Genomic DNA, 7,429 nt, shown 5'->3' with positions numbered 1-7,429 from the left:
TCCACCCCCTCCTCGACGAGATCCCGGATCAGTTCCGCCGCTCTCGCGGCCTCCGCCTCATTGACCCAACTCCTTCCATCACCACCGGGACGGGCCGAGCCTTCCACCACGATCGTGCGCACGCCGCGAACCCAGCCGGGCCCGTTCCCGTCAGACGGTTCGCGGGGCAGGCGCAGCTTCCGCCGATCGGCACAGCGATTGGCGAGGGCAACGATCTCGGGGTGGCCGCGATACACCTCGTCCAGCAGGATCGGGGCCTCACGCCCCCCCTTCAGCACACTCGTTGCGGCCCGGTGGATGTCATTCCCCGAGTGGCCCAGGCGGTCCAGCCACGCCTCGACCCGCAGATGCGTAGCCAACGCGCGCTCCTCGCCGGCGGACATGCCGTGAACCGCGGCGAGCAGGTTCGCGTCACCGGCGACCACGAGCGCTCGACCGCGATAGATCGCGGGCAGCACGCTGGTCAGGGTGCACTGGGGTGCCTCGTCGATCACGACGATATCGAAGAGCCCGGGCTCCAACGGCAGGGCCCGCAGATCCGCAGCCGTGGCGACCCAGATCGGTAGCACGCTCAGCAGGGCACGGAAATCCGGATAGGGTTGCGGCCCTGTTCCGCCTGGATCGTGTTCGATCGCCTGCAGCAGTGCCTTGATCACATCCGAGACGCGGCCGTCGGTGCGCAGGCGTTCCAGCCGTTCTGCGGTCGCGTATTCAAGGGCGCGCTGCCCAAGTGCAGACTCGATGGACTCGATCCTCGCTTGCAGGGCATCGGGCTGGAACGCCGCGTAGGCATCGCGCAGGGCCGTCAGGGGCCAGTGCCTGAGCGGATCCTCCCGGATTGCAGCCACGAGACTTTGCAGGCGCTCACTGGCCGGGCCCGGTGGCAGGATCTGGAGCGACTCCTCCAATCCGTCGATCGCGCTGCGCAGTTGCCCTTCGGCACGCTGCCGCGCCAGCGGTCGATCCTCCTGCTGAAAGAGCCTCCAGCGGAAGCACCAGTCGGCGATGCGGTCAAGCCTGCTCAGGGCGTCGTCCGTTTCCAGCCAGCCATCCCGGTCGTCGGCGAGATGCAGCAGGCCTTGCTCAGGGCATTCCCCGCGCCAGGCGCGGATGCGATCGGAGGGCGCTGGAAGACCCAACAACTCGGCACGAAGCCGCCTGGCCGAACGTTCATGCTCCGCCGCGCGCTCCCAGCATCGCCGCAGCCGTGTCAGGGTCCCGCTGGAGAAGGCCTCCCGAGCCGCGATGACCCGGGACGGCTCCGGCTCCGAGGCGAGCGCTCGAACCGTTGCGTCGAAGGCCCGCCCAGGTCCGCGGCACCACGATGCCAGCGGCGGAACGTCGACGACCAGATCACCCCAGTCTGACGCCATCCTGCGCAGCGTCTCCTGGGCGTTCTCCTTCGCGGCGCGGCTTCGCCAGCCTTCGGCGGCACGATCGGCCTGAATCGCCGCCTGCTCGTGCCGGGCCGCCAGATCGATCCAGGCATCCGGGTCCACGGATTCCGGAGCATCCACCAGGCCCAGGGCAGCGGCATCCCCACGCAGGCTCCGGAACCGGTCTTCCAGCGGCCGGATGAGCCTCTGCGACTCTTCCCATTCCGCGGAAAGCTCCGCCGAGCGTTGAGCGGCCTCCAGCACGGTGGCCAGACGGGACCGGCCGCGCTCGTCCATCGCGCCCAGGCTGTTCAGGACCGCGGCCGGCAGCGACGGCAGCAGTTGCCGTTCGAGGCGCCGCAAGCGACTTTGCAGCCGGGAGCGCGGCGACCACGGCAGGAAATCCCTACGGGCGCGGGCAAGGCCCTGGAGCGTAGCGTGTGTGGCCAGCCAACCCTTGATCGACCCGGTATTCGGATCGAAGCCCTCGGGAAGCCCGAGACCGCGAAGCTTCACCTGCTGCTTCTCCAGCGCCCTCCTGACTTCCTGGACCCGTTCCAGCTCCGGCGACAGGTCCCGGCAAAGCGCTCGGACCGCCTCGGCAAGGGACCGCGCAACTGCCGCCCAGTCCTCCGCCGCCTGCGCCGACGGCCAACGGTCATAGGCGTCGCGCCACGCGTAAGGGGCAAGGACTTCTTCGAGAGGTTCCCGCAGGTAGGCCACCGAGCCTGATTCCCAGTCCTCCAGCAGCACAGGAGCCGACTCATCCAGGAGCCAGTCCCAGTCACCGTCATTCGTCGCCGACAGGCCGGCCTCGGCCAGCGCCTGATCCCGCCTGTGACGGCATTGACGGATCTCCTGCTCGAGATCGCTGCGCCGCTGATCATCCTGCCGCACCAGGTCCCGGTAGTGCGCCATGCGCTCCAGCCACCCGCGCGTGGCGGCCAGCGCGTCATCGACCCTGTCGGGCGCAAAGGACGCGAGCCCCAGCTCGGCCTGCTCATCGATCAGTGCCGCCTCCTGCTGCTCCAGCACGTCCCGGGTTGCCCGGGACTCGGCGTAGGCGGCAAGCACGGTGCCCCCCGATGCCTCGATGCGCTCGGGCAGATCCGATTCCAGGGCGGCGAGCAATCGGGTGCGTTCGTCCCGCAATGCATCCCGCTGATGCAGCAGGCTGGCGGCGTCCGCAGCGGATTCTGAGGCCGCCGGATCGGCACGCCCGAGAATCCGCGGCAGGACCTCGGAGACGTCCTGCCGCGGCCCGGTACCGGCACGCACCGCGATCGGGAAGCCCGCCTCGAGCCGCCCCACGCGTTCGCGGATCACGTCCACGGCCCTGTCGCCAACGCTCACCACGAGCGCGCTGCGGCCACGGACCCAGGCATTCAGCAGCAGCGAAACGATGACCTCGCTCTTGCCGGTCCCGGGCGGTCCGCCAATGACGGTCAGCCCCTCGCCCCGCAGCACGCGTTCCACGGCCTGCTCTTGCGCGTCGCTGAGCGCTACCAGTGGCAGCACGGCCGCCGCCGGCAGACCCCGTCCCGCCGGACCGTCCTCGAGCACCCGCAGTCCACCCGGATCCGAGGGATCCTCCCGCAGCAGGGCCTCCAGCTGCCGATACTCGCCGACCAGTGGAGACGTACGGCCCGATTCGGCCGCATCCGGGGCGAACAGGATCCAGGGGCTGGGTCTGTGACCGGCTTCATCCGGGGGCCCTTGCGCCGCGAGTTCGGCCGCGATTCCCGGGATCCGCCCGGACAGGGCCTCCAGGATGCGCTGATCGAGGGGGGGCACCGGCGGGTGCCGCTGGCGCTCGCCGGTACCGACGAGCGCCTCGACCAGACCCTCGAGGTTTCCATCCGGACAGACCTCCAGCCGTTCGATCAGGCGAGGCAGCTGCGGGTTGACACTCCAACCCGGCTGCCTCGGAACCATTGAGAACCGGTCACCGACGCGTTCCAGCCGCACTTCGCGGTAGAACAGCGGGCGCCACTGCAATGGGGCCGCGCCGGCCTCGTCCTCGGCGGCCCAGTCCGGCAGGCAGGGCCCCCCGATGAACAGGCTCGCGCCGCCATCCTCCTCGACCGCGCTCCTGAAGGACTCGCTGCGGATACAGGAGGCGGCCAAAGGCCAGGGCCCGTCGGCGTCACCCGGCTGGAAGTCCTCGAGACTGCTCCAATGGGATGACTGCTGGTCCTGCGCCTCGATCAGCCCGAAACGCCGGTCGGTCCTGACAGCGACCGCCTGGTGCAGACGGAGGATCTGGAGCCACGGGACGTCGTGGCCGGGATGCTCTCCCGGGCCACGTTCCGATTCCGGACCGCGATCGCTCGCAGTCACCGTTTCCCCAGTTTCGGCATTCACCGGCTGATCCTGACAGCCTCCTTTGTCCTGATCCTCTCACAATTCCCCGGGCAGTCGCAGGAACCGTCGGACCGGGTCGATCAGTCCCGGCCACGGAGCCTGCGCGGGTCGGCAACGGGCGGTGACTCGATGTCATCGGGTTGCAGTCGCGCAAGACCGGCGAGCGGGTTGTCCGCCGCGCGCAGGCGGAACCAGGCGGCGATGCTCGCACGCCAGCGGCGGGTGGGCAGAACCGCGTGGGGCACGGTCTGGCTGAGAAACAGCACCAGCGTTCCCGCCTCGGGAAGCACCCGCCGCAGTTCGCGCCCATCGGCATCGTAGACCGCGAGTTCCCCGCCCTGGGACCGGCGCCAGTGGCGGTTCAGGTACAGCACTGCGGACAGGCGCCGCGGATTATCGTGCTGAAAGGCGTCGACATGCCGCTGGTAGCCGGCCCCGGGCGGGTACAACGCGAAATGGGCCTCGATCTCGAACAGGCCGAGCAACAGGGCCTCGTTCACCTCCTGGCGGATCTTCTCCAGCCTTCCGAGGAACAGCCGCTGGGCCTCGGTCGAGCCATCGAGCCAGCGTATCCAGTCACCCCGCACCGCGGAGACCAGGCGCCTGCCCTCCCCCCGCCCGATGCGGGCCCGGCGCATTCCCGCGAGCGCGCGCCCCGCGTGGACCTCGTCGCGCAACGCAGCCACCAGAAACGGTTCCACAAAGCCGGGCATGACCGCCAGCCCGGTGGTCGCCAGGTCGTCGATGAAGCAGGAGGCAGGAAGGGACGCAGCCGATTCCACGCGGAAGACTCCGGAGCAGGGCGGTCAGGTTCAACAGGGCCCGCCGGTCACGGCGGCAACTCGTTCACTATACAGCGCCGGCGTGCCTGGCGTGCCTATGGCACTCCTGTCCGACGCATGACCGGCGCACGCGGCGAAGCGCTCTGCTACCGGACTTCCCGCTGGTGCGCTAGTCCGGACGCGGCTGCCGCTCGGGGAGCAACTCGAGGTCCCGTTCCCGGCTCGCGAACCCTTCCGCCACGAGGACCCGCTTCAGGTCCTCAAAGGCCACCTCCACCCGTGCTGCCTCGCCACGCACGCCCAGCTCGATCCGTGGCCCGTCACCCTGGAAACCGGGCAGGCTGGAGATGCGCAGGTCCGGGTAGCGACCCTCCATCGCCTCCAGTAGCGGAACGAGTCGACTCTCCGGGACCCCGAACAGGCGCAGAGACCGTTCCGCCGGCAACTCAGCAGGAAAGGTGGCGGCCAGGTGCTGCTCCAGCACCCAGCGCACCATTGGCTCGGCCATCGCCGGAAAGCCCGGCACGCAGAAATGCCGCGCGCAGGCGAAACCCGGAATTCCGTTCACCGGGTTAGGAATCAGTGTGGATCCCTCGGGCAGCTCTGCCATGCGCACCCGGTTCGGATAGGCCTCGGCACCGAACCGCGCCTCCAGCAGGGCCACGAACTCGGGATGCCGTGTCAGCGGGCGGCCGAGCGCACGGGCCAGGCAGGCGCGGGTTCGGTCGTCCGGTGTCGCCCCGATGCCGCCGAAGCTGAAGACCCAGGCATCGCGCCGCAGGGTCTCGCGGAAGGTTGCGGTCAGGAGATCGGCGTTGTCGCCGACGATGCGCAGCCAGCCGAGTTCGAGGCCATGCTCCGCGAGGGAGCGGGTCAGCGCCGCCTGGTGCCGATCCTCGCGCTTCCCGCTGAGGATCTCGTCACCGATGATCACGGCCCCGATCTCGACAGTGCCGGCCATGTTCCTTACCCGATGGGTGCCTATTGCGCAGCGCCGATGGCCAGCGCCCGCTCGCGCGCCTGCGCACGCTTCTCCGGATCGTTGTCCAGCGTGTCCAGCCAGGGCCGTGCGTGGCGCAGGACCAGGTCGGTCAGGAAATCCAGGTGATCCGGGCGGTCGTTCAATGCCGGAATGTAGCTGAAATGTTCACCGCCGGCCTCCAGGAAGTTCTCCCGGTTCTCGTCGCCGATCTCCTCGATGGTTTCCAGGCAGTCGGCCGAGAAACCCGGGCAGATCACGTCGACACTCCTGACGCCCTTCCCGGCCATGGCCTTCAGGGTCTCGTCGGTATAGGGCCGCAGCCATTCCTCGCGACCGAAACGGGACTGGAAGGTGACCTGCCACTGCCCCTCCTGCAGGCCCAGCGCCTGGGCGAGCTGGAACCCGGTCGCGTGGCACAGGCAGTGGTAGGGATCGCCCGCCAGCAGGTAGCGCTTCGGCACCCCGTGAAAGGAGATCATCAGGCGCTCCGCCCGACCGTTCTGATCCCAGTGCTCCTGCACGCTGGCGGCCAGCGCGTTGATGTAGCCGTTCTCCCGCTCATACCCCGAGATGAAATGCAGGTCCGGGGTCCAGCGCCAGCCGCGCAGCTCCTCGGAGACCGCGTCCAGGGTCGATGCCGTGGTGCTGGCGGAGAACTGCGGGTACAGCGGCAGCACCACCAGCTTGCGCACCCCCTGCTGACGCAGTTCGTTCAGTGCGTCCGGGATGGACGGGTTGCCATAGCGCATTCCGACCGCCACGGGCATGGGGTCCGGCGCCAGCTTCGCCAGGCGCTTGCGGATGCCCTCGGCCTGGCGCTGTGCGATCACCAGCAGCGGCGAACCCTCGTTGGTCCACACCGTCGCGTACTTGGCGGCGCTGCGGCGGGGCCGGATGTTCAGGATCACCCCGTTCAGGATCAGCCACCAGAGCGGCCGCGGCACCTCCACCACCCGCGGATCCCAGAGAAACTGCTTCAGGTACCGGCGCAGGGCCTTCGGGGTGGGGGCATCGGGCGTGCCCAGGTTCGTGACCAGCACGCCGACATGGCTCGGGCTTCCATGCTGATAGTCGGGTTCACCAAGATATTTCAAGAGCGTTCCTCACGCAGAAGGGTCCTGAGGCGCCCGAAGGCTGCCGGGAGATCCCACCAAGATAGCGCAGAGTGGTTCGCGGGCACAGGCCCGGAAGGGCCGGCTTCAAACCCGACGCAACCGCTCGCGCAACGGACTGCTGCGCGGGAAGTGGGCCTGCAGAAACTCCATCTGGTCGGCGAGCACGCGCCGGCCCTTCAGGTAGATGTACTCCGCATGCGTGGGCCGGAACGGGATCGCCAGAAGCTGCATCCCGGCCTGTTCCGGCGTATATCCCGCCTTGTGGTTGTTGCAGCGCTTGCAGGCGGTGACCACGTTGGTCCAGCTGTCCTCGCCCTGCTGGCTGAGCGGCGTCACGTGGTCGCGCGAGAGATCCTGTTCCGGAAAGTGGTTGCCGCAGTAGAGACACATGTGGGCATCGCGGCGGAACAGGGTGCTGTTGTTCAGCGGCGGAACATAGCCACGATGGATCGCACGGTTGGTACCGTGGGTCGCGATGATCGAATTCACCTCCACCACCGACTGGCGGCCGGTAAACGAACTGATCCCTCCGCGGACCCGGTACAGCAGGGTGCCGCAGGTATAGGAAACCTGCCCACCGTGGTAGAGACGAACCGCCTGCTGGTAATCGATCCACTCCAGCGGCATTCCGGCGGCGTCGGTGCGCAGGACCTGCTGTTGCAGCGGTACCATTGCGGGGACTCCCAGTCTCGCCTGAACTCGCTGGACAATAATCATGGCCGCGGCAGAAAGCAATAATCACGCCGCAGAGATCCAGGACGTCTTTGCAGAAGACCGGCCAACTGCTCGGCTCTGTAGGTCGGGTTAGCG

General features: G+C 68.6%; 5 protein-coding genes. All 5 read right to left on the bottom strand.

Features of this window, described 5'->3' with window-relative positions; all coding sequences use genetic code 11:
• A partial coding sequence (locus EA346_RS13480; RefSeq protein ID WP_296759472.1) for an AAA domain-containing protein occupies positions 1 to 3,740 on the bottom strand: 3,740 nt, incomplete at its 3' end.
• An 80-nt stretch (positions 3,741 to 3,820) separates the two neighbouring features.
• Positions 3,821 to 4,453 (bottom strand): 2OG-Fe(II) oxygenase, encoded by a 633-nt coding sequence (locus EA346_RS13475; protein WP_296759474.1) that lies wholly within the window; start codon positions 4,451 to 4,453, stop codon positions 3,821 to 3,823.
• 238 nt (positions 4,454 to 4,691) lie between these two features.
• Entirely contained in the window at positions 4,692 to 5,483 is a 792-nt protein-coding gene (locus EA346_RS13470; RefSeq protein ID WP_296759470.1) for a molybdopterin-binding protein, read from the bottom strand.
• 20 nt (positions 5,484 to 5,503) lie between these two features.
• Positions 5,504 to 6,598 (bottom strand): ferrochelatase, encoded by a 1,095-nt coding sequence (hemH, locus tag EA346_RS13465; protein WP_296759469.1) that lies wholly within the window; start codon positions 6,596 to 6,598, stop codon positions 5,504 to 5,506.
• A 105-nt stretch (positions 6,599 to 6,703) separates the two neighbouring features.
• Positions 6,704 to 7,291, bottom strand: a complete 588-nt coding sequence (locus EA346_RS13460) for an HNH endonuclease (RefSeq protein ID WP_296759468.1) — start codon at positions 7,289 to 7,291, stop codon at positions 6,704 to 6,706.
• Positions 7,292 to 7,429: the final 138 nt, after the last annotated feature.

The sequence above is a fragment of the Thioalkalivibrio sp. genome, from assembly GCF_007692535.1.
GTDB lineage: Bacteria > Pseudomonadota > Gammaproteobacteria > Ectothiorhodospirales > Ectothiorhodospiraceae > Thioalkalivibrio.
The sequence above is the reverse complement of the archived record's forward strand: the minus strand, read 5'-3'. Positions and strand labels throughout refer to the sequence as shown.